Raw genomic sequence first — 19,618 nt, 5'->3', positions numbered from 1 at the left:
GAACGAACGATGTCGGTGAAACGATGGAAGAACGCATTGCACGGGGCGCACGCGGGCGCGGTCGCCATGGCCCCGTTCGCGTGGGTGACCGCGTGTGTCTTGGCCTCCGTGAGCGCCTGCGGCGGCGCGAGTGAGCCGCCGCCCGCGGGGCCCTCGAACGTCGCGGCAAACGCGGACAAGCCCGCGGCGCCGGCCACGACGCCCGCGGCCCAAGCCGAGCCGGCGCCGAGCGCCGCAGCCGCACCGGGAACGGCAAGCCCCATCGCGAGCGCGGCGCCGGAGCCGACCGCGACACCGGCCCCGGCGGCGACGCCCGCTCCGGCGAGCGTGCCCGACACCGGCGGCTGTCCGGCCGGGATGGTCCGGATCAAGGGCGGCAGCTTCAAGCTCGCCGCGATCAAGGCCCAGGTGACGGTGAAGGACTACTGTCTCGACGTGAACCTGGCCACGACGGACCAGTACGCGGCGTGCGTGCAATCGAAGAAGTGCAACGACGGCGCCGTGAAGGTCTGCGATCCCTCGACGTACGGCGCCGAAGGGAAAGGGAACCTGCCGATGATCTGCATCGATTTCGTGCAGGCGACCGACTATTGCAAAGCGCAGAACAAGCGCCTGCCGAGCGGCGAAGAATGGGAGTGGGCGGCGCGTGGTGGGCCGGAAGGCTGGACCTATCCGTGGGGGAACGAGGCGCCCGCCGAGCAGCTCTGCTGGTCGGGAAAAACGAAGCGTGACGGCCCCTGCCCGATCGGGAGCTTCCCGGCCGGCGCGAACCCGCAAGGGGTGCTCGATCTCGCGGGCAACATCTTCCAGTGGACCACGACGGGCAACGACGTCGTGAGCTCGGCCCGCTTCGGACGCGGCGGGAGCTGGCGCGACAGCGGCGACGAGGTCAAAGCAGGGAAGACGGCCGTCTTCAAGACGACGTACCGCTGCGGATACCTCGGCGTCCGCTGCGCGATGAACGCGCCCCCCGCACCCTGAGGTGGTGTTTCACAGCGGAGCGTAGCGCCGGGGTTTCACCCCGGACCCCGACCAGGGGTTGTCCACCCCTGGACCCGGACCAGCGCAAGCGCTGGACCCGGGGTCGATGAACTGCGCGATGCGCAGTTCATCGAACAGGCCAAGGCAAGACCAGCTACGACCCTGCCAACCAAGACCGCCGCGACGGGCAACGCCGTTCCTGGTCTTGCCACCGGCCTGTGGAAGAACCGCGCATCGCGCGGTTCTTCCAACCCGAGTCCAGCGCTTGCGCTGGTTCGGGTCGAGGGGCGAACAGCCCCCGCGGGGTCCGGGGCAGCGCCCCGGCGCGGCGGCTTCAGGGCCGCGCCGCGTCTCTCTCTTCACGCGCAAAACGTTTCAGCTCGCCGAGGACCCATCGCGCGGTTTCCTCGGCGCCCGCGCCGTCGAAATGCAGGCCATCGGGCCGGATGGGCTTGCCTTCGCTCTCGACCCGGCAAGCGGGCGTCGGGCAGACGTGGCCCATCAGATCGAGGACGGGCCATCCACGCTTTCGGGCGGCGCGCGCGAGCATACCGTTCAGGCAATCGACGCGGGCCGGGACGTTTCCGTAACGCCAGTCCTTGATCGGATACGGGACCCGCGTCAGCACGATGCGACCCGCGTTCGTGCCCATTCCGTCGGCCAGCGTGAAGATGCGCTTCTCGTAGGTGTCCTGCCAGGCTGGTTCGCAGGCCCTTTCATTGAAGAAGGCGCCGCCCATGACGATGAGCGTCATGTCGGGGTGGAGCTCGGCGGCGTCCTCGATCCAGTGCTCCGAGCAGCTCGTGCCCCGCACGGGTTTTCCGTTCTCGATGCGGATCTTGGCCTCGAAGATGGAGCAACTGCCGACCCCGCGAACGGCGACGAACGCGCCGGCCTCGTCCTGCCGATACCGCAATGCCATGCCGAGGAAGCTCGCCACCGAGTCCCCGACGACGAGAAGGCGGAGCGTGCCCGGCGGGAGTGCCTCGCGCGGGGGGAGTGCGGCGGTTGGCACGGAAAATGGCGTGGGATATGCGATCGGCGGAGGTGCCGGTGCAGGCGGTGCGGCCGACGGCGCCGGGGCGGGCGTGATTGGAGCGGGGGTAGGGGGCCGGCGGAGGAGGAAAAATGCGGCCGCGGAGATACCGAGCAGGAGCACGAGCCCGAGGGCGGGTTTGCCGAACCTGCGGATCATGGGACGTACGACAGCGGCCCCTCTCGTTCGAGCAGAAAGTAACTCGGCGTGCCCACCCGGGCGAGGCCGAGATCGAGGTACGTCCAGCCGAGCAGGCGATCCACGCGCCCCTCGTCGAGCGAGACCAGCGGATCCCGCCCGAGGCGAATCAGATCGAGCCGAGGATTCTCGCCCGCGCGGTTGTAATCGATCACCAGGCCGTGCCGCGCGGCCACGGGCATGTCGTACGCGCGCCCGTCGCGTACCTCGTAGAACCCGAAGCATCGTGGTTTGCCCTTGGCGTTGCGCATGGGCTCGCGCGGACCGTCGAGCCCCGCCTGCCGCATGCGGACGTTCCACCCGCGCAGCGCGCCCGTCCTCGGATCGCGGTGGAAGGTCTTCCGAAACGTGAGCCACGTGATCGCGACGATCGGCGCAGGAAGCCCGAGCGAGACGCCGCGGTATTCGCTGTCGTCGAGCGCGCTCGGATCGATCGGGTGGCCCTGCTCCAGCAAGGAACGGAGATCGGCGTGCGAGAGCGTGAGGAAGTCTTTCGTGTTCATGCTATCACCGCTTCGTATCGGTATGCGCCGAGGTCGATGTCGCCGCGCAGGAGCGCCGGGAGCGCCTCGCGCCAGGTCGCGGGCATACGTGCGCACCAGCGCATGTATCCGGTGAACGAGATGTCGGGATCGTCGGCCTCGTGCGGCGCGAGGCGCACGCCGTGCGCGCGCGCGTGCTCGACGGCGGCGAGGAGATTCTCGTGGTACCCCTCGAACACCACGAGATCTCGCAGCCATTCGGCGCGCGGATCCTCGCCCTCGACCACGCGCCGCGCGCGCTCGTGGAGCTCTTCGAGCCCGCCCGGGTGAATGGCGAGGATCTCGAGGTCGTAGGCGAACTGGTTCGCGTCGTGGTGCGCGCCGAGCAGGTGGCGAAGGATGCGCTCGCGCGAGCTCGCGAGGCCGGAGAAATCGAGCGGCGCGACGGCGCGCTCCCGCAAGAGGAAGGGAAAGCGGAGCGGGCGATGCGCGAGGAGGCGCGCGCGGAGCGTCGGCCGCACGTGATGCGCGGCGCACGTGCCGATGGTCTCGGGCCGCTTCACGAGGCGCACCCACATGCGAATCACGCCGAGCGAGACCTGCACGAGGTTCGGCGCGCGCGGGACGAGGCCCGCTTCTTCGACGCGCGCGAGGTTCTCGGCGATACGTCGGGGAAAGAGCAGCAGCGCGCCGGTCCAGAGCGGGTCGTCCCTCACGGAACTCGATTCGACCAGGCCGGCGCCGGCGTCAAGCCCCCTGGGCGGCGGGGCACGGGCATGGCATATCGAGGAGGGGTCGCGACGCGCGTTTCGAAGGCTCACCATGCAACCTCGTTTCCTCTTCCTCACCGGCGAGCCCGCCGCCACGCTCCCGCTCCTGAAAGAGCGGCCGACCTGGGCCCCGGTGCTCTCCGCGATCACCTTCGACGTGTTTGCCGGCCGCCTGCACCGCCGGAGGAGCGCCACCGACGATTTCCGCGGCGTCGTGTATTTCGCCGACGTCCGCGACAAGGACGTCGAGCAGCACAACCTGCGTGTCCTCGCCGAAAACGAGATTCCCTGCTGGCCCGATCCTGCGGCGTTGCGAGCGGCGTCCCAGCGTCACGCGGCGCTCGGTCGGTGCGTCGCCGCGGGGCTCGTCGAGCATCCCGTCGTGCAATCGACATTCACCCGCGAGCCGCTCCTGCCGTTTCCTTACGTGCTCAAGGTCGGCGAGGAGCATCGAGGGGAGGGGAAGTTCCTCATCCAGTCGGCGCGGGACATCCCGCGGTGGGACGGGATCGCGACCGCGGAGCCGTTTTTCGAAGGAGAATCCGTGCGCGTGTTGATCCTCGGCGAGCGCACGTTCGGTGTGCGGATCCAGAATGAGGGCACCTGGATCAAGAACGCGCCCGGCGCTTCGCTCGAAGCGTGGGAGCCGGACGAGGCCATCGCCTCGCACGCGCGCCGGGCGGCCCGGCTCTTCGGGCTCGAGGTCGCCGGGATCGATTACGTGATCGATCGCGTGGGCCCCCATTTCATCGAGCTGAATCCATTTTCGCGTGTCGGCCTCTCGAACGAGAGCGCCGCCCTCGCGCGAGACGTCTTCCGCCGCGCGATGGACGCCGTCGAGGCCTCCGCGAGCACGTCCGGCCGGCCCAGCTGAGCCACGCAATCGCCCGCCGTCCGCTTGCCGAACCAGCACGGCGGACCGATGCTCCGGCCGAGGAGGATGCCATGCGACACGTGCTCTTTGCCTTGTTCGACGACAATGCGGGCGCCGAGAGGTGCCTGCACGCCGTTCGCGCGCTGCCCGGGCTCTCCGAGTCGTGCACCGTGCTCCTGCATCGCGACAAGGTGAATCGGCACGACGTGCCGCTCGCCGAGACGAGCGCACGCGAGGGTGTCACCACGGGCGCGCTCGTCGGCTCCGCGGCCGGCGGCCTCCTCGGCGGGCTCGTGCTCGGCCCGCTCGGCTTCATCGCGGCCGGCCCGCTCACCGCCGCGCTCTTCGGCATGCTCGGCGGCGGCGCGGCCGGCGCGCTCGGCGGCGGGCTCACCGGCGCCGGCAAACCCGATCCCGTGATCGAGGACGTCGAGCGCGAGGTGAAGGCCGGCAAGGTGCTCCTGACGGTCGAGGTCGAGAACATGGACCAGGTCGGCGAGGTCGAGAAGATCTGCCTCGCCCACGACGGGCGCATCGCGCGCAAGCCCGTCTTCGGCTTCTGGAGCCATCGGCTCCACGGGCGCGACGCGGCCTGAGAGAGCAGTAACGCCGGGGTTTCACCCCGGACCCGACGAGGGGCTGTCCGCCCCTCGACCCGGACCAGGGCCAGCCCTGGACCTCTGATGCATCGACCGCGATGCGGTCGATGCAGAGGTGGATTTCGCTGGCGACGCCTGTGGAAGCACCCTCGGAAAGGCCCTCCGAATCGTCCGCTCGAGGGCTCGGGGGTGGTGCGTCTGCCCCGGACGTGCTAGGTCGCGCCGCCCTCTTTCCCCCGAACTGCGCCATGGCCCTGAAAGTCGCGATCGTCGGTCTGCCGAACGTCGGCAAGTCCACTCTGTTCAACGCCCTCACCCAGACGGCGGCCGCGCAGGCCGCGAACTACCCGTTCTGCACCATCGAGCCGAACGTCGGCGACGTGGCCGTGCCCGAGCCGCGGCTCGACAAGCTCGCGTCGCTGGCGAACTCGAAGGAGATCATCCCGGCCCGGATCAACTTCGTCGACGTGGCAGGCCTCGTGCGCGGCGCGTCCAAGGGCGAGGGCCTGGGCAACCAGTTCCTGGCCAACATCCGCGACTGCGACGCCGTCGCTTTCGTGGCCCGGTGCTTCCAGAACGACGACGTCACGCACGTCGAGGGGCGCGTCGACCCGCTCGCCGATCTGGACATCATCGAGACCGAGCTGATGCTGGCGGACATCGACAGCCTGGAGAAACGCATTCCGAACCTGGAGAAGCGGATCCGCGGCGGCGACAAGGAGGGCGCGAATACGTTGCGCCTCCTCAAGCTCGCGCTGGAGCAGCTCAACGCGGGCCGGCCGGCGTTCACGGCGAAGGTGGACCCCGACGATCAGAAGGCGTGGCGGATGCTGCAGCTCTTGACCGCGAAGCCCGCGCTTTACGTGTGCAACGTGGACGAGGCCGCGGCGGGGGCGGGCAATGCCCTGTCGGCGAAGGTGGCCGAGCGCGCGGCGAAGGACGGCGCGAAGTCCGTGGTCATCTCGGCGCAGATCGAGGCGGAGATCGCCCAGCTCGGCGCCGCCGAGCGCGCGGAGTTCCTGGAGACCCTGGGGCTCGCGGAGCCCGGTCTGAACCGGCTCATCCGCGAGGCATACGCGCTCCTCGGGCTCCAGACGTACTTCACGGTCGGCCCGAAGGAGGCGCGCGCCTGGACAATCCCGATCGGCGCGACCGCGCCGCAGTCCGCCGGCGAGATCCACACGGATTTCGAGAAGGGCTTCATCTGCGCCGAGACCATCGCGTTCGACGATTTCGTCAAATTCGGCGGCGAGAGCGGCGCGGCCCAGGCCGGGAAGATGCGCAAGGAAGGGAAGGCGTACGTCGTCAAGGATGGCGACGTGATGCATTTCCACTTCAACGTCTGAGAGATCCGCTCCCACCTCCCTTGGGGCCGCCGCGCCGGGGCGCTGCCCCGGACCCCGCGGGGGCTGTTCGCCCCTCGACCCGAACCAGCGCAAGCGCTGGACTCGTGATGGAAGAACTGCGCGATGCGCAGTTCTTCCAACGGCCCGGGATAGCGTTGCCAGTTGAAAGGTCAGCGCGGCTGTCTTGGTCGGCAGGGTCGCCCTTGGTCTTGCCTCGGCCTGTTCGATGAACTGCGCATCGCGCAGTTCATCGACCCTGGGTCCAGCGCTTGCGCTGGTCCGGGTCCAGGGGTGGACAACCCCTGGTGGGGCCTGGGGCAACGCCCCAGCGAAGCGGCACCACGGGACGTCGAGGACGTGCGCTTTATGCTTCCAGCGAGCGGGCTCGCCGGCATGGCGCCTGCTCGAAAGGGGAGGTGCGCCATGAAGAAGGGTCTCGCGTGTGTGTTCGCGGCGATTTCGCTCTTGTTCGTGCTGCCCGTGTCGGCGGCGGAGGATGCGTCGGAGAACGCGGAGCTCGCGGAGGACGTGCAGGATCTCGTCGTGCAACCGGCGCGGCGGATCTGCCTCCAGCCGATCGTGAGCGGGCCGTGTCGCGCGGCCTTCCGCCGGTATGCCTTCAACAGCGCCGTTGGTCGGTGCGTGCCTTTCATGTACGGCGGCTGCCAGGGGAACATGAACAACTTCGAGTCCATGCGCCTCTGCCAGCGCACCTGCAATCGCCCCCCGTTCCGGTGGTGAGGTGAGCAAGGCGCGGGGGCCTTCCAGACCCCCGCGCCTTCGCATGGATGTTTACTTCGGCCCGTCCAGCGTGCAGAAGCCGTTCAGGCAGATGTTGTCCGGGTTGCAGCAATCGGCCGCCGTCGTGCACTTGTCGCCCTCGTTCGAGCACATGCCGTTCGGGGGCGTGTCGCCGCAGACGAGCGCGCCGCTGCCCATCGGATCGGGCGAGCAGTAGCCATTGCAGCATTGATCGCCGGACTCGCAGCCGGCGCCGTCGGCGCGGCAGGGCTCCTGCACCCAGAAGCCGCGCGCATTGCCGGCGAGCAGCTCCTGCGCGGGCAGGTAAAATGCCGGGTGGCTCCCGTCCACGCCCGCCGGCGAGTTCAGGTCCACGGCCGCGACCCAGAGCTTCTTCGGCGTGATGTTCGTGAAGAGGTTGACGCCGCGCGGATCGCTGCAGAACGGCGGGATCGCCGCGACGTTGCCATACATGCGGCGGCTCGTGAAGACGACCCAGGCATACCCGCCCGACCCAATCGGGTTCACCGTCGGCTCGTAGTTCAGGTTCAGGTCATCGCCGTGATCCGCGTTCATGCCCCCGACCTGCGCGCCGTCGCCCGTGCAGGTCATCGCCATGGGCTGGCCGAGCTTCGGCAGGTACACGTTGCCCGCGGCGTCCTTACCATTGAGCTGGTCGAGCGGGACGGGCGCGCTGCCGTCGTCGCGGACCATCGCGATGTGGGCCTTGGCGCCCTTGCGCGTGCGTAGATCGCCGAGGTTGTTGCCGTCGACGCCCGCCGCGGTCTGCTGATGATACACGACGGTCTTGCCGTCCGGGAAAAACGCCGGCCAGCCGGGCCGCGTCTCCGCCGGTTGTCCCGTGTTGTCCACGACGACGAGCGGGTTCGCGAAGGCGTTCGTCGCCGCATCGAAATCCATCAAGACGAGCTTCTGCTTCGGGTTCGTGATGGACGCGCTCACCATCGGATTGAACACGACGCGCTTGCCGTCCGGCGAGAACGAGGGCGTGCCGACGTTGGTCGAGACCCCGTTCAGCCCCGAAATCGGCTGGACGGTGCCATTGGCGAGCGAGACGAGCTGACCCGCCGTCGTGAGCGCCAGCTCGCCGTCCGGCGTGATGCCCGGGAAGGAGCTGCCATTCGGGAGCGACTTCTCGGTCACCATGTCCGGCGCGATATCGTAGGCCCACGGGATGCCGCCGCCATTCGACGTCGCGACGAGGCGCGAGCCATCCGCCGCGACGGAATGGCAGACGCGGCACTCCGCCTCCGAGCCGCTCTTGCCCGCCGTGAGCTTGGGCGCCGTGTCGCCGACCTTGATCGAGAGCACCGCGCCGCCGAACATGCCGTCGCCGCCCACGGCGCCGCCCAGGTTCTTCGCGAGCTTCGTGCCATACGAGATGTAATAAATGGCGCCCGAGAGCCGCCCCGGCGCGACGGTCCACGTCTCCTCGATCGGCCCGTACGCGACCTCGCCCTTCGCCACCGTCAGCCGCACGACGAGCTGATCGGGCGAGCCGTCGAGCGTCTTTCCGCCGGCCGTATTCGTGGCCATGGCCCAGACGTCCTGCGGGATCGGGTGGCGAATGAAGGCACCTCCCGTCTGCGCGAGGATTTGCGGTTTTGCGAAGGTACCCTTCCACGAGAACGAGCCGCTCGTGGTCGAGAGCTCGATCTTGATGGCGTCGACGCCGCCGAGCGTCGAATCCCACTGGAGCAGCGGCGCCGTCATGCCGCGCGGCCAGACCGTGCGGTCGTACGGATAGAGGAATTTCAGCCCCTCGGCCTGCCCATTGCTGGTCGGCGCGTCGAGCGCGGCGATCACGACGGGATTGTCGACGCCGACGCCGAGGCCCTCGCCGCCGACGCCGCCGACGCCGCCGCCCTCCGTGAGCTGGGGGATCGTCGTGGCGATCTGGCCCTGCTGGGCGGGGTTGTTCGTGTCCGCCCCATTCTGTTGCGATGTGAGCTTGACCAGAAGATTACGCTCGAGGACCTGGCCGTTGAGGCCGGCCCGGACGCGGACGACGCCGCCGGCCGTGCCCTTCGGCGTGAACGTCGCCGTGCTCGTCTGGCCCGCCGTGATGCTTCCGATCTCGCCGCGATCGACGCTCCAGCCCGCGCTGATGGGGTTTCCGTCGAGGTACGAGGTGTACGTGACCGTCGGGGTATTTTGACCCGCAACGACCGTGATCTCCTGCGGCGCGCTCGGCAGGACGTCGAAGCCCTGCGTCTGGCTGCCGCCGGTGCCGCCCACGCCCGACGAGGAGCCGACGAAAATATCGCCGCCGTCCCCGCCGACGCCGCCGTTTCCCCCGCTGTTCGAGCCGCCGGTGCCGCTCGAGGAGGTGCCCCCTGGGAGCCCGGTGGAGCCGCCGCCCCCGCACGCAGCCGCGAGGACCGCCGTGCCGAGGGCCGATACGAGTACAATACCAAGGCGAGATCGATGCATCATAAAGGCAATGCTACAGGGGAGGAGAACGAGGTCGCAAGGGTGAAGGTCGTCCGCGTGCGCGGCACGGCGTTTGCCAAAGTGCGGCCGCATGAGCCATCAATCGGTCATTCTTGCCTTCTCGACCATGATCTTCCTGTCAGGGTGCCAGTTGTCGGCGCCCGGAGAGCGCGCCCTCTCCAATGATCAGTGCTTCACGCCGTCTTGCGAGACGGTCTGTCCGGCGGGTGAAACGTGCTCGTCCGATACGCCGAATGGCCTGTTCTTCCGGGGCGCCTCTCTCTTCGACGACATTTTCGGGGGCGCCCCGCGCGCGACCGCGGAAGGCGGGACGCAGGAGTTCATCGTCCATCGCGATTCGGAGGGCAAGCAGGCCTTCGCGCCCTTCGACGCCGAAGCATCTTCGCCGCTCGAGATCGCGGAGCTCGCAGCGCCGCGCGTCACGCTGCGCGGCGCCGCGGCGGGATCGGGCTTTTTGCGGATCCTCGACGTCGACACGGGCGCGCTGCACGATCGGATCGAGCTCGAGGTCCTCCCGATCGCGTCGGTGCGCCTCACCGAGACGCCGATGTCGTTCTTCGATCCCGAAGCCGCGGGCAAGTTCGATCTGGCGCTGTTCAAGGGGTCGAGCGTGCGCCTCGGCGTCGCGCTGCAGAGCGCCGACGGCGCGGGCCTCGTCGACGAAAGCATGACCGTGACGATCACGGGGGACGCGAAAGAGGAGGTCGCGGCGGTGCCGGAGTGGGACAAGCGTATCCTCACGGTGGGCGCGGCCGGGACCGTGAGCGCGAGCGTGGTCGCGGGGGCGGGCGCGCCGGTCTCCGTGACGATGCCCATCGTGGACGTGCTCGACGATATCGTCGCCGTGAAGAACACCGTCAGCGCGGACCTCGCGAAGCCGTTGCCCGTGGGCTCGGGGCGCAACGTGTGTTTCCGGGGCGTCTCGAACGGGCGCGCGGTGGCGGGCCTCTCCGGGTGGGTGATGTCGGGCGAAGGCTCGATCGAGGTGAATTACGCCGCCGAGGCGTGCGGGGTGGTCAAGGCGCTCGCGGCAGGAAAGGCGACGATTTTCGTGGAGGTCGGAGGCGCAAAGAAGAGCTTCCCCGTGACGATGGCCGTCGCGGCCAAGCGCGACGAGGCGCCGGCCGAAAAGGCGTCGGGCGAGGAAATCGTCGGCCTCACGCCCGGCGAGCGCGCGCGTCACTGAGCGGATTCGAGAAGGTGCGTCCCGGCCAGGGCCTCAAGGCATGGCCGGGACGACCGCGCAATGGCCGGCCACGCAATCGGCCTTCCATTCGGACGGATGAACAGGGGCGCAGGGCGGGCATGCAGACTCGGGCGGGCAGACGAGATCGAAGAGCGCCTGGAGGGAGCTCGACGCGATCGCGACGAGGTCGGGCACGCCCCCCACGCAAGGCTCGCAGCAGCTCGAGCCGAACCGGAGCGTGCAATCGGCGGCGGTCGTGCATTCGCTGAACGCGTGCTCTGCGACGTCGGCCTCCGCGCAGCCCCCGGCCTCGCAATACGCGAAGAGGCCGGGGTTCGGCGCGCCCGCGCAGGCGGGGCAGGCCGAGGGCTCTGGACAAACGAAGGTGTTGTATTCGTCGACCTGATCGACGTGCACGGGCTCGACGTCGGCGAGCGTGGGCTCGCTGCACGTGCCGCAGCAGGTATTCTTGACGAGGGTACACTGACCCGGTCCGCTGCAGGCGCCGAAATTCGGAGCGCCGCCCGCGCCGCCCGCGCCGCCGCTGCCACCGCTGCCGCCGTTTCCGCCGTTTCCGCCGTCGACCTCGCTCCCGCAGGCCGCGGGGAGCGTGGTCACGAGGAAGGCCGAAACGAGAAGGATTCCCCAATTCGATCGAGGTCGAAGCATGAAGGCCAGCCTACGAACGGGCGCTTCCCCGAGGCAAGGGAGAAGTGCGCGCGGGATGTCCTTCCTGGATCCGTCTCGCGGCTCCGTCGTGGTAGGATGCCAGATCCCGGCGCGCGGGCTCGACCGGCGGCCGAGGAGAGGGTAGTCCTCGTCTGGCATGAAGCAGGGGCATCAGCAGCAGCGGTACCGCGTCCTCGATCGCCTCGCGTCCGGCGGCATGGCCGAGGTGTTCCTCGCGGAGAGCGCGGGGATCGAGGGATTCAAGAAGCGGGTGGCGATCAAGAAGGTCTTGCCCCACCTCTCGGAGAAGAAGCGCTTCATCGCGATGTTCCTCGACGAGGCGCGCCTCTCGGCGAACCTCACGCATTCGAATGTCGCCCAGGTATTCGACATCGGCGTCGGCGATAACGCGTACTTCATCGTGATGGAGTACGTCGATGGCTCGGACCTGAAAGCCGTCATCGAATACCTCCGCAAGATGAAGCGGCCCTTCCCGGTGGAGGTCGCCGTCCACATCGCCGAGAGGATCTGCGAGGGGCTCGCCTACGCGCACGAGGCGAAAAACCCCGAGGGCCAGCCGCTCCGCATCGTGCACCGCGACGTCTCGCCAGCAAACGTGCTCATCACGAAATACGGCGAGATCAAGATCGTCGATTTCGGGCTCGCGAAAGCGACGAGCCAGCTCGAGAAGAGCGAGCCCGGCATCGTGAAAGGAAAGTTCGGCTACCTCTCGCCCGAGGCGACACAAGGGCTCGAGGTCGACGTGCGCACGGACGTGTTCGCCGTGGGGATCATCCTGTGGGAGATCCTCGCGCAAAAGCGGCTCTTCCACGGCGACAACGATCTGCAGACGGTGATGCGGGTGCGCGAAGCCGTCGTGCCGCCGCTCGCGCAGCTCAACAAGGACGTGCCGCCGGAGCTCGAGAAGATCATCCACCGCGCGCTCGCCCGCGATCCGGAGAAGCGCTACCCGAGCGCGCGCGAGCTCGGCCGCGCCCTGAACGGCTTTTTGTTCAAGTTCGGAAGGCCCGTCGGCGCGCACGACGTCGCCGAGCTCGTGAGCGGGACCGTTGCGCTGCGTAAAACCACGGCCCAGGAAATAGACACGACGCTGCACAAGCTGATCGAAGCGGCGCAGCTCGAGTTCAACTCGCTGCAAGACGACCCGCGGTCCGGCGCGCCGAGGGAGAAGTCGAAGCCGGAGATCAACGCAGAGGCGCCGCCCGCCGAAGAGCGGCCGCGCGGGCGCGTGTCGCACTTCGAAGACATCGGCAAATGGGCCGAGGAAATGGAGCTCGCGCCGCTGAGCAGCGAGGCGCGCTCGGCGCTGCTCGGTCCCGCGTCGGCGAGGAGCGAACCCGAGCCGGAGAGCAAGCCGGTCCCGAGCAAGCCAGCCGAGAACACGGCCGTCGAGAACAAAGCAGCCGAGAGCACGGAGGCCGAGAACAAAGCGGCCGAGAGCACGGCCGCCGAGAGCAAAGGCGCCGAGAGCTTGAAGGCCGAGAGCAAAGGCGCCGAGAGCTTGAAGGCCGAGAGCCTGCCGGCCGAGACGGTCAAGGCGACGCCGCAAGCCAAGGCGGAAGATGGCGCGCCGGTCGAGAGCCAGAAGGCCGAGAGCCTGCCAGCCGAGACGGTCAAGGCGACGCCGCAAGCCAAGGCGGACGAAGGCGCGGTCATCAGCGAGCCGGCCGAGACGGTCAAGGAGACGCCGCAGGCCAAGGCCGAGGAGAGCGCCATCGAGAGCGCGCCGGTCGCGACGAGGACGCCGTCGCCCACGAAGGAGCAGGACGCCGCGGGCAAATCCGGCAAGGCAGGGAAGGCGAGCGCGAAGGGGAAGAAGCGCGCCGAGGCGAAGCTCAGCAAGGAGAGCACGGCCGCGGTCGCGAAGAAGGCGCACATCACGAAGCCAGCACCCGCGGCCGCGAGCAGCAACGTGATGTGGATCTACGTCGCCGCGGCGGTTCTCCTGCTCGCGGCGAGCGCGTACTACGGCGGGTTGTTCGGGCCCTGAGCGCGCTTGGTCGGGGCGCGGGGCTTCGGCCTCGCGCGGCCAGGCACACCTTGCCGACCGATCGGCGGGACCTCGACGGCCACCGTGAGCCGCTGATCGCCGCGCCAAACCTCGCCCGTGATCACCTTCGCGCCGTGCTTGAGCGCGCCCGCGACCGCGCCGATGACCATGCCCACCGAGGTCGCCGGCGCGCCGCCGATCCGCGTGAGCACGTCGCCGTCGCGAAGGCCCGCGCCGAAGCCGCCCACGCCCTGGAGCGCGATGCCCGCGGGCCTCGGTCCGCTCGCGGGCACGGGCACGCCCGACGGGATGACGCCGCTCTGCACCGCGCGCGCCACGACGTCGGCGCGAACATGAATGCCGCCGCGCGGCGCGGGGGTTCGTACGGACGAACCTTTCCTCGCGGGGGCGCGCGTCCTCGCGGGGGCGCGCGTGTCGCTCGGCGGCTCGGCGGGTGCCGGAAGCACGTCGAGGCCGGGTACGTGCGGGAGATCGAGTCCGAGATCGAGTGCGTCGGGGCCGTGCGCGGGGGCGCCCGTCTCCTCGGCGTTTCGCCAGGCGAACGCGCGATCGAGTGCGTCGGCGAGCTGCGCGCCGAGCGAAGAGGCGCCGCGGTCGACGAGCGTGCGTGTCGCGAAAGGAAGGGTGACGAGCGGAAGGACGATGAGGATCGCGGCGAGCAAGCGAACGAGGTCCGTTCGCCGCTCACCGCGGACGTTCGATGAAGAGAGCGGACTAGCTCCCTTCCTCGTCGTCATCCTCGTCATCATCCTCTTCGTCGAGCTGCTCCTCGAGCTTGCGGAGCGCTTCGTCCTGCTCGTTGAGGGCCGGCGCAGCGCGGCCCTCCTGGAGGGCCTTCTGCCGCGCCTTCTCGGCGGCGGCGCGTGCCTGCGCGACCTTCTGCATGACGGCCGGCTTCGGCGCCATGAGCAGCGTCATCGTGCGCTGCTCCATGACGGGACGCACCTCGACGTTCGCCAGCTCGTCGCACTGCTGCACGATCCAGTCGAGCTGCTCCTGCGCCTTCTCGGGATGCGTGATCTCGCGACCGCGGAAGCGCACGGTGAACTTGACCTTGTGGCCGGCCTCGATGAAGCGCAGCGCAGCGCGCGTCTTGAACTGGAGGTCGTGATCGTCCGTCTTCGGGCGGAGCTTGATTTCCTTGATCTCGACCACGCTCTGCTTGCGCTTCGCCTCGCGCGCCTTCTTCTTCTCGTCGTACTTGTACTTGCCGAAGTCGAGGATCTTGCAGACGGGCGGATCGGCCTTGGGATTGACCTCCACCAGATCGAGGCCTCGCTCCTGGGCGCGCCGCAGGGCCTCGTGGGTCGGCATGATGCCGAGCATCTCGCCCTCTTCCCCGATGACCCGGATTTCCGGAACCCGGATTCGCTGATTGATTCGGATCTGCGGTCCTCGTTGGGCCTGTCGAGGGTCGAAGCGTCGCATGCTCATGTGTGGTCTCGCTGTCTCCTTGCTTGTGATCTACTGACAATCCACGGTCAGCCGCGCTTGCCCGTCGGGATGACGGGTGCAGGGCCTACACAATCTCGCCCGGATGGTCCCCGTTATCAACGGGCGGAAGCTGCCTCCGGGCCCGAAGTCACGCCCAGCGCTCGTTCTCCACCGGGGAAGGTCGACCGGGAGGGCGAACGCGTGGGCCGGGAGGGGCAGGGGGCGCGGAGGCGCGGCGGCACGGGACTTCGTGCCGCGCTCGGCGCTCTCCGCTTGGTCCGGGGCGGCGGCGCGTTCTGCGTGCGCGAGCGGCCTTTGCACGCCCAACGTCATGTGCACGACGTGAGCCGCTCGCTCGGCGTGCGCCGCGGTTCCGTTCTGACTGACCCCAAAGGTCCTCACGAGGACGGGCAGGTGACATCCGCCCGGAGGCGGGAACCTGCGGAAAGGTCCTCGTGCCGAAACTTTGTAGGCGCGGCCGGGTTCGAACCGGCGACCCCTACCGTGTCAAGGTAGTGCTCTACCACTGAGCTACGCGCCTGTACCGCTTCCTCCGCCGCCCGCCGATGTGCGGTGCGTCGAGGGAGGCGCATCGGTACCAGGCCCTTGCGACCTGGTCAAGAAAAAAAACGAAAGGCAGGGTTCGGGAGGGGGGGCCGGGCGGTGAGGGCCGGGGAGGGGCCGACCATTTGTTCCAGGGTCTCCGGCCGTTCCTTGCGTGGAACCTCGATCGTGGGTATGGACGGCCGCTTTCCGAATGATCGGGGGCTCGCATTCGGGGAGCCGAGCTTCGTCCCCGTGGAGGTTACCGCCTCGTGACCACGCTGTTTTTGTCTCAGCCGACCACCGTCTCCCCGGGCCAGGGCGCGCCGCCCGCGCCCGCCCCTGCCCAGCCCTCCCAGGGCGCTCCCACGCAGACGCCCGAGGGCGGAGGCGGCGGCGGGCAGCCCTTCGGCGGGATGACGATCCTCTTCTTCCTGCTCCCGCTTCTCTTCGTCTTCCTGATGACGCGGAACCAGTCGAAGAAGCAGAAGGAGCTCGAGGCAGCCTTGAAGCCGGGCGACAAGGTCGTCACCCAGGCGGGGCTCATCGGCAAGCTCATCGAGGTCGGGGACAGGACCGTCAAGCTGGAGATCGCGCCCGGCGTGAACGTGCAGGTCCTGAAGGCGGCCATCCAGGGCGTGGACGGCGAGCCGAAGCCCGCCGCCGAGGCGAAGGACAAGGCGCAGGAAAAGAAAGCGTAGCGCGCGCGCTTCGGCTAAGAAGGGCTCGCGACCGCCCCCCCGAGTCGACCCTCCCATGATCTACAACATCCTCCAGTACGCATTCGCCGGCCTCGGCGCGCTGTCCCTCGCGCTCGGCGCGTGGCAGAGGTCGAAGCGCGGCGTCTTCGTCATGTCGGCGATCGCGTCGTTCTGCACCGCGATCGCCGCGCACTACCACGTGTTCTGGGCGACCGCGACCTTCGGGCTTTGCGTCCCGTGGGCGCTCCTCTGCGCGCTGCCCACCATCGATCTCTCCTGGCGCACCAAGACCGGGTTCGTCCTGTTCCTCGCGCTCGGATCGTGGCTCTGCATCTACCCGACGTACGCCGACGAGCGGTACGGCCGCATCGATCGCTCGGGTCTCGGGCCCGAGGAGCGCGCGAAGGTCGAAGAGGACGCGCGCGTGGGCAACCGCGGCGTGCGCGAGTGGCTGCTCTCGAACATCGAGTTCCGCCTCGTGCGCGGCCTCGATCTGAAGGGCGGCCTCAGGCTCGTCTACACGGTCGACGTCGACGAGGCGATCAAGGACAAGCGCGATCGATACTACGACGAGGTTCGCCAGTCGCTCGCGCGCTCCTACGGGTTCGTCGGGGCGGAGCAACAGGCGTCGGTCGACGATCTGAAGAAGCTCATCGGCAAGGTTCGCGTCGAGAAGTCGCGCGAGAACGCGGGCACGCTCTTCATCCACTTCGAGGACACGGCGGACGCGGACAAGGTGAACGACGAGTTCATGCGTCCGTTCCAGGAGATGCAGCGGCAGTTCTCGTCGGATCGGAAGCGGGTCACGCTGCGGATCAAGGGCGACGTCGAGAGCCAGATCCGCGAAAAGGCCGTGGCGCAGGCGAAGGAGACGGTGCTCCGCCGCGTCGACAGCATGGGCCTCAAGGAGGCCGGCGTCACCACGCGCGACGAGGACATCATCATCGAGATCCCCGGCGACAACGACCAGACGTTCGCCGAGATCCGCGAGATCGTCAGCCAGACGGCGCGCCTCGAGTTCAAGCTTCTCGATGACGAGGTGAACTTCTTCGAGGCCGAGGTCCGCAACCCCAAGAACAAGGAAGTGAAGGGGCTGCGCTTCCAGCAGGAGCAGGTCTCGGTCGGCCCCAGCAAGCAGAAGGTCAACACCTACGCGGTCCTCGAGCACATGGAGGGCGAGGACATGCGGCAGGCGCTCGCGCGGCTCCGCGAGTGGACCTCGACGCTGTCGGTGCCAGACGATCACGAGATCGGGTTCGGCAAGTACCAGTCGTACGACGAGGAGAAGGGCACGGTCGAGGACGTCGGCTGGCGGACCTACTACCTCTTCAGCAAGGCCGAGATCACCGGCGACATGGTGAGCGACGCGCAAGCGATGCCGGATCCGAGTGATCGAGGTCTCGGCGGCTGGCTCGTGCAGATGAAGATGACGAGCGTCGGCGGCGATCGCTTCGAGGACATCACCGCGAAGAACATCAAGCGCCGCTTCGCGATCATCCTCGACGAGAAGGTCGAGAGCGCGCCCGTCATCCAGACGAAGATCCCGGGCGGTGTCGCGACGATCACGATGGGCTCGGCGAACGTGGATCAGCAGATCACGGACGCGCGCAAGCTCGAGCTCGTGCTGCGCTCGGGCGCGCTGCCCGCGCCGATCTCGCCCTCGAACGAGCAGCGCATCGGTCCGTCGCTCGGTCAGGACGCGATCGTGCAGGGCGCGAAGGGCGGCCTCGCCGGCGTCATCCTCGTGCTCCTGTTCATGCAGGTCTATTACAGCCGCGCGGGCGCGATCGCGAACATCGCCGTGCTCTTCAACATGGTGCTCCAGGTGGCGATCCTCGCGATGTTCGGCGCGTCGATGACGCTGCCCGGGATCGCGGGCCTCGTGCTCACGGTCGGCATCGCGGTCGACGCGAACGTGCTCATCAACGAGCGCATCCGCGAGGAGCTGCGGCAGGGCAAGAGCCCGCGGGCGGCGGTGGACGTGGGCTACGACAAGGCCTTCAGCGCCATCCTCGACGGGCACGTGACCACGCTGATCTCGGGCCTCATCCTCGCGCAGTACGGTTCGGGTCCCATCAAGGGCTTCGCCGTGACGCTCATCGTGGGCATCGCGGTCAGCCTGTTCACCGGCGTCGTCTGCACTCGGCTCATGTTCGATTGGGCCGTGCGGGGCCGCAAGGTCAAGAAGCTCTACCTCGGCTGAGGCGCGGCACATGGAATTCATCAAGCCTGGGCAACAGTTCGACTTCATGGGCAAGCGCTGGCTGTTCATCGGCCTCAGCGCGCTGCTCCTGCTCGCGTCGATCGTCACCTTCTTCAAGCCGGGACCCCATCTCGGCACCGACTTCAAGGGCGGCACGGAGCTCGAGGTCGCCTTCCTCAAGTCGACCGAGGCCGGTGACATCCGCGCGGCCGTCGAGTCACTCGGCTTCGCCGCGCCGGACGTCATCCGCGTGAAGGACAGCGGCGCCGAAGACACGCACCGCTTCCTGATCCGCGTGCAGGAGGTCAGCGCGCTCGGGGAGGACCAGAAAGAGGCGCTCCGCCAGAAGCTCTGCGTGCTGCCCGAGGGCACGGCGCCGAGCGCGGAGTACGAGGCGCGCTGCCCCGCGAACGCGCGCGCCAGCGAGATCAAGTTCAGCCCCGGCGGCGACAAGGTCACGATGCGGTACGAGGCCGAGCCCGACCTCGCGGCCATCCGGGCGCAGCTCACGGGCATCCCCGGCGTGGAGCTCCGCGCGGGCGAGAACAACCCCGTGGTCGTGAGCGCGCGTGACCACAAGGTCGAGGCGCAGCTCAAGTCGCGCGGCGATCAGCTCCTCGACGGCCTGCGCAGCAAGCTCGGCGCCGACGTCGTGCCCGAGCGCGCGCTGCGCGTCGAGTGGATCGGCCCGAAGGCGGGCGCGCAGCTCCGCGACGCGGCCATCCGCAGCATCGCGATCGCGATCGTGTTCATCATGGCCTACATCGCGTTCCGGTTCGATCTCCGGTTCGCGCCGGGCGGCATCCTCGCCCTCGTGCACGACGTCGGCATCGCGCTCGGCGCCATGATCATCACGCACCGCGAGATCACGCTCTCCACGGTCGCCGCGATGCTCACGATCGTCGGGTACTCGATCACGGACACGGTCGTCGTGTACGACCGTATCCGCGAGAACCTGACGAAGCACCGGAACATATCGTTCGCGGCGATCATCAACCTGTCGATCTCCGAGATGCTCGGACGCACGATCATCACGTCCGGCGTGACGGCGCTCTCGATGGTGTGCTTCCTCGTGTGGGGCACCGGCGTCATCAAGGATTTCGCCTTCGCCCTGCTCATCGGCATCCTGGTCGGCACGTACTCGTCGATCTACGTGGCCGCGCCGTTCACCGAGTGGATCGACCGCAGGTTCTTCGGCGGCCAAGCGACGGCCCAGAAGAAGATCACCCGCACGAAGGCCGTCAAGCGCGCCGACGCCGTGGTCTAGACCTCGCCCTACCCGCGAACCCACGACGCCCCGCGGTGCGCACCACCGCGGGGCGTTTCGTTTTTCCAGGAACCAACGCGC

17 protein-coding genes and 1 tRNA gene are annotated in these 19,618 nt (G+C 68.7%); 10 read left to right on the top strand and 8 right to left on the bottom strand.

All coding sequences use genetic code 11. From position 1 onward, the window contains the following. Positions 1-9: 9 nt before the first annotated feature. On the top strand, positions 10-981 hold the full coding sequence (locus QHF83_RS12155) for an SUMF1/EgtB/PvdO family nonheme iron enzyme (RefSeq protein ID WP_282417954.1): 972 nt from the start codon (positions 10-12) through the stop codon (positions 979-981). Positions 982-1,315: 334 nt separating this feature from the next. On the opposite strand, the gene QHF83_RS12150 is transcribed toward QHF83_RS12155, so the two are convergent. Genes QHF83_RS12150 through QHF83_RS12140 form a run of 3 tightly spaced genes read right to left on the bottom strand, consistent with a single transcriptional unit; the run spans position 1,316 to position 3,413 of the window. Beyond that, complete coding sequence (locus tag QHF83_RS12150) at positions 1,316-2,176, bottom strand: hypothetical protein (protein WP_282417953.1); 861 nt, start codon at positions 2,174-2,176, stop codon at positions 1,316-1,318. Beyond that, a complete protein-coding gene (locus QHF83_RS12145) occupies positions 2,173-2,718 on the bottom strand; it encodes a hypothetical protein (RefSeq protein WP_282417952.1) in 546 nt (181 codons plus the stop codon). Before QHF83_RS12145 ends, QHF83_RS12150 begins: the two co-directional genes overlap by 4 nt. Further along, positions 2,715-3,413, bottom strand: a complete 699-nt coding sequence (locus QHF83_RS12140) for a hypothetical protein (RefSeq protein ID WP_282417951.1) — start codon at positions 3,411-3,413, stop codon at positions 2,715-2,717. The genes QHF83_RS12145 and QHF83_RS12140 overlap by 4 nt, the downstream gene beginning before the upstream one ends. 106 nt (positions 3,414-3,519) lie before the next feature. On the opposite strand from QHF83_RS12140, the gene QHF83_RS12135 reads away from it, so the two are divergent. The 4 genes from QHF83_RS12135 (at position 3,520) to QHF83_RS12120 (ending at position 7,027) form a co-directional block, all read left to right on the top strand. Next, entirely contained in the window at positions 3,520-4,341 is an 822-nt protein-coding gene (locus QHF83_RS12135; protein WP_282417950.1) for a hypothetical protein, read from the top strand. 71 nt (positions 4,342-4,412) lie between these two features. Further along, entirely contained in the window at positions 4,413-4,937 is a 525-nt protein-coding gene (locus QHF83_RS12130) for a hypothetical protein (RefSeq protein ID WP_282417949.1), read from the top strand. A gap of 251 nt (positions 4,938-5,188) precedes the next feature. After that, positions 5,189-6,286: a redox-regulated ATPase YchF gene (gene ychF / locus QHF83_RS12125; RefSeq protein ID WP_282417948.1), complete on the top strand. Its 1,098-nt coding sequence runs from the start codon at positions 5,189-5,191 to the stop codon at positions 6,284-6,286. 423 nt (positions 6,287-6,709) lie between these two features. Beyond that, positions 6,710-7,027, top strand: a complete 318-nt coding sequence (locus QHF83_RS12120) for a BPTI/Kunitz domain-containing protein (protein WP_282417947.1) — start codon at positions 6,710-6,712, stop codon at positions 7,025-7,027. Between the two features lie 51 nt (positions 7,028-7,078). On the opposite strand, the gene QHF83_RS12115 is transcribed toward QHF83_RS12120, so the two are convergent. Beyond that, positions 7,079-9,484, bottom strand: coding sequence for a hypothetical protein (locus QHF83_RS12115; RefSeq protein ID WP_282417946.1), 2,406 nt, complete (start codon positions 9,482-9,484; stop codon positions 7,079-7,081). An 88-nt stretch (positions 9,485-9,572) separates the two neighbouring features. Between QHF83_RS12115 and QHF83_RS12110 the strand changes: the two genes are divergently transcribed. Next, positions 9,573-10,688 (top strand): hypothetical protein, encoded by a 1,116-nt coding sequence (locus QHF83_RS12110; RefSeq protein ID WP_282417945.1) that lies wholly within the window; start codon positions 9,573-9,575, stop codon positions 10,686-10,688. Between the two features lie 33 nt (positions 10,689-10,721). Here the strand turns inward: QHF83_RS12110 and QHF83_RS12105 are convergent, their stop codons facing one another. Next, complete coding sequence (locus QHF83_RS12105) at positions 10,722-11,357, bottom strand: hypothetical protein (RefSeq protein WP_282417944.1); 636 nt, start codon at positions 11,355-11,357, stop codon at positions 10,722-10,724. Between the two features lie 157 nt (positions 11,358-11,514). Between QHF83_RS12105 and QHF83_RS12100 the strand changes: the two genes are divergently transcribed. After that, a complete protein-coding gene (locus QHF83_RS12100) occupies positions 11,515-13,368 on the top strand; it encodes a protein kinase (protein ID WP_282417943.1) in 1,854 nt (617 codons plus the stop codon). Here QHF83_RS12100 and QHF83_RS12095 read toward each other — a convergent pair. The 3 genes from QHF83_RS12095 to QHF83_RS12085 form a co-directional block, all read right to left on the bottom strand. Next, on the bottom strand, positions 13,344-14,126 hold the full coding sequence (locus QHF83_RS12095) for a hypothetical protein (RefSeq protein WP_282417942.1): 783 nt from the start codon (positions 14,124-14,126) through the stop codon (positions 13,344-13,346). The two genes, QHF83_RS12100 and QHF83_RS12095, sit on opposite strands and share 25 nt — an antisense overlap. Next, complete coding sequence (gene infC, locus QHF83_RS12090; RefSeq protein WP_282417967.1) at positions 14,104-14,817, bottom strand: translation initiation factor IF-3; 714 nt, start codon at positions 14,815-14,817, stop codon at positions 14,104-14,106. The genes QHF83_RS12095 and infC overlap by 23 nt, the downstream gene beginning before the upstream one ends. Positions 14,818-15,292: 475 nt before the next feature. Next, a tRNA-Val gene (locus QHF83_RS12085) sits at positions 15,293-15,364 on the bottom strand. A 274-nt stretch (positions 15,365-15,638) separates the two neighbouring features. Between QHF83_RS12085 and yajC the strand changes: the two genes are divergently transcribed. Genes yajC through secF form a run of 3 tightly spaced genes read left to right on the top strand, consistent with a single transcriptional unit; the run spans position 15,639 to position 19,537 of the window. Next, a complete protein-coding gene (yajC, locus tag QHF83_RS12080; RefSeq protein ID WP_282417941.1) occupies positions 15,639-16,067 on the top strand; it encodes a preprotein translocase subunit YajC in 429 nt (142 codons plus the stop codon). 55 nt (positions 16,068-16,122) lie between these two features. Continuing rightward, positions 16,123-18,270 carry a protein translocase subunit SecD gene (secD, locus tag QHF83_RS12075; RefSeq protein ID WP_282417940.1) on the top strand — a complete coding sequence of 716 codons (2,148 nt, stop codon included), beginning with the start codon at positions 16,123-16,125 and terminating at the stop codon, positions 18,268-18,270. Positions 18,271-18,280: 10 nt separating this feature from the next. Next, positions 18,281-19,537, top strand: a complete 1,257-nt coding sequence (gene secF / locus QHF83_RS12070) for a protein translocase subunit SecF (protein ID WP_282417939.1) — start codon at positions 18,281-18,283, stop codon at positions 19,535-19,537. Positions 19,538-19,618 lie beyond the last annotated feature (81 nt).

Origin of the sequence: Polyangium sp. 15x6, assembly GCF_029960785.1 — a bacterium.
Lineage (GTDB): Bacteria > Myxococcota_A > Polyangia > Polyangiales > Polyangiaceae > Polyangium.
This window is presented reverse-complemented; position numbering and strand designations above follow the sequence as displayed.